The organism is Streptomyces sp. ActVer (assembly GCF_027270795.1).
Lineage (GTDB): Bacteria > Actinomycetota > Actinomycetes > Streptomycetales > Streptomycetaceae > Streptomyces > Streptomyces umbrinus_A.
Window position 1 is genome coordinate 1 of sequence record NZ_JAPWHT010000807.1, and the last position, 2,116, is coordinate 2,116.

2 protein-coding genes are annotated in these 2,116 nt (G+C 72.7%); both read left to right on the plus strand.

The annotated features are described in order from the left end of the window. Window positions 1-1,076, plus strand: a 1,076-nt coding sequence (locus O3Q52_RS52275) for a sensor histidine kinase (RefSeq protein WP_269655422.1), incomplete at its 5' end; no start/stop codon positions are given. Between the two features lie 28 nt (window positions 1,077-1,104). Beyond that, window positions 1,105-1,779, plus strand: coding sequence for a response regulator transcription factor (locus tag O3Q52_RS52280; RefSeq protein ID WP_269655423.1), 675 nt, complete (start codon window positions 1,105-1,107; stop codon window positions 1,777-1,779). Window positions 1,780-2,116: the final 337 nt, after the last annotated feature.

Sequence of the window (2,116 nt, forward strand, 5' to 3'; positions counted from 1 at the left end):
TGTACTATGCGGCGGCCGGACTGGGGGACGGACCGGGCCCGTCGGTGTGGCGGACGGCCGGTTTCGTCGCCGCGATCGGGGCGCTGTTCGCCCTGGAAGCGGCGGGGCACCGCCGTCCCGCGGCCCGGGTGCCACTGCTGCTGGCGCGCTGCGCCCTGATCGTCGCGGCGGTGGTCCTCGACGCGTCGGACCTGGCCCAAGTGCTGTTCGTGCTGCTGCCGTTCACCGCGTACTTCGCCTTCGGCCGTACGACCGCGCTCGCGCTGGGCGCGCTCTGTCTGGCCGGGCTGCTCACGCTGTACGTGCTGACCGCTCCCGGCTGGTACCGCGACCTGGAGCACGTCTCCGACCTGCTGATGCTCACCGTCGGCCTGGTGCTGGCACTCTCAATGGCTGCCGTGGCCGTCGGCGAACAGCGCGCCCGGCGCGAACTGGAGGAGTATGCCGCGCGGGTCGCCGAACTGTCGGCCGCCGCCGAACGCAACCGGCTGGCCCGGGACATCCACGACAGCCTCGGTCACCATCTCACCGCGATGTCCGTGCAGTTGGAGATGGCCTCCGACTTCCGGGCCCTGGACCCCGACGCGGCCCAGCGGGCGCTGAACGAGGCGAGGCACTCGGTGAAGCTCGCGCTCGGCGACGTACGGCAGTCGGTCCGCGCATTGCGCGGCGAGGCGGCGCACCCCACGCTCTCTGCCGCGCTCGCCGGCCTCGCTCACGGCGGCGAGGCCCGGCCGGTGATCACCGTCGAGGTGACGGGTGACGAGGACGGCCTCGGCGCGGCCGAACTGACCGCCCTGTACCGGGCCGCCCAGGAGGCGGTGACCAACGCGCGCCGCCATGCGCGGGCCACACGGGTGACGGTGGCGGTCCTGCTGGCCGAGGATACCGCGCGGCTGGTGGTGAGCGACGACGGCCGTGGCTTCGTACCGGACGCGGCCGGCAGCGGGTTCGGGCTGGTCGGGATGAGGGAACGGGTGCACCTGGTGGCGGGGAGCGTGGACATCGACAGCGGACCGGATGCCGGTACGCGGCTTACGGTGACCGTGCCGCGCGGGATGACGGCGCGGAGATGAGCATCGACGAACGCGGGCGGAGATGACCATGGACGACCGGGAGACGGCACCGCCGGTCCGGGTGCTGGTGGTCGACGACCAGCGGCTCATCCGCGACGGCATCGCCTCGCTGCTCGCCATCCGGCCGGGCATCGCGGTCGTCGGTACGGCCGTGGACGGGCGGGACGCCGTGGCGAAGACACTCGAACTGGGCCCGGACGTCGTCCTCATGGACGTCCGGATGCCGGAGATGGACGGGATCGAGGCGGTCGCCGTCCTGCGCGGCCGGGCCCCGGAGTGCAGGGTGGTCATGCTGACGACGTTCGAGGACGAGGAGTACGTCGTGCAGGCGCTGCGGGCCGGCGCCCACGGCTACCTGCTGAAGGACCTGCCGGCCGAGGAACTCGCCCACGCGGTCCGCCTGGCGCACGCGGGCGTCACCCAGCTCGACTCGTCCGTCGCCCGCCACCTCACCGCCTCCCTGCCGACCCCTACGCCTGCCCCAACTGCCAAACCTCCCGCGACCGTTGCTGCCAACCTGAGCCCGCGGGAGACGGACATCCTGCGGCTCGTGGCGCAGGGTCACACCAACCGGGAGATCGCCGCGCGGCTGTACCTCAGCGAGGGCACGGTCAAGAACCACGTCTCCCGCATCCTCACCCGCCTCGCCCTGCGCGACCGCACTCAGGCGGCCCTGCGCGCCCGGGACCTCGGCCTGTTGTGAGACCCGCGCACGCCGGCGTTTCAAGTGGCCGCCGCCCGCCGCACTGTTGCGGTTCACCACCAGCGGGCACGAATCAGACATGTATTGCTGCCTCTCCGCTCCCCACGGTGGCCTGCGATCCGCAGCACTCCTCGCCCCCGCCCTCCTCCGAGCCCTCCACGCCGCCGCCCGCCGCGGCACGACACAGATACGCCACCCCCGCGACCCGGATGCCGTGTCCGCCGTGAACCTTGAACTGGTCACCCTCACCGAGGACCTGGCCGTCATCACCTGGTACACCGGTGTGACCGGCAGCGGCGACGGATTCGGCCACCTGCTCCCCGCCGTGACCGAGGGG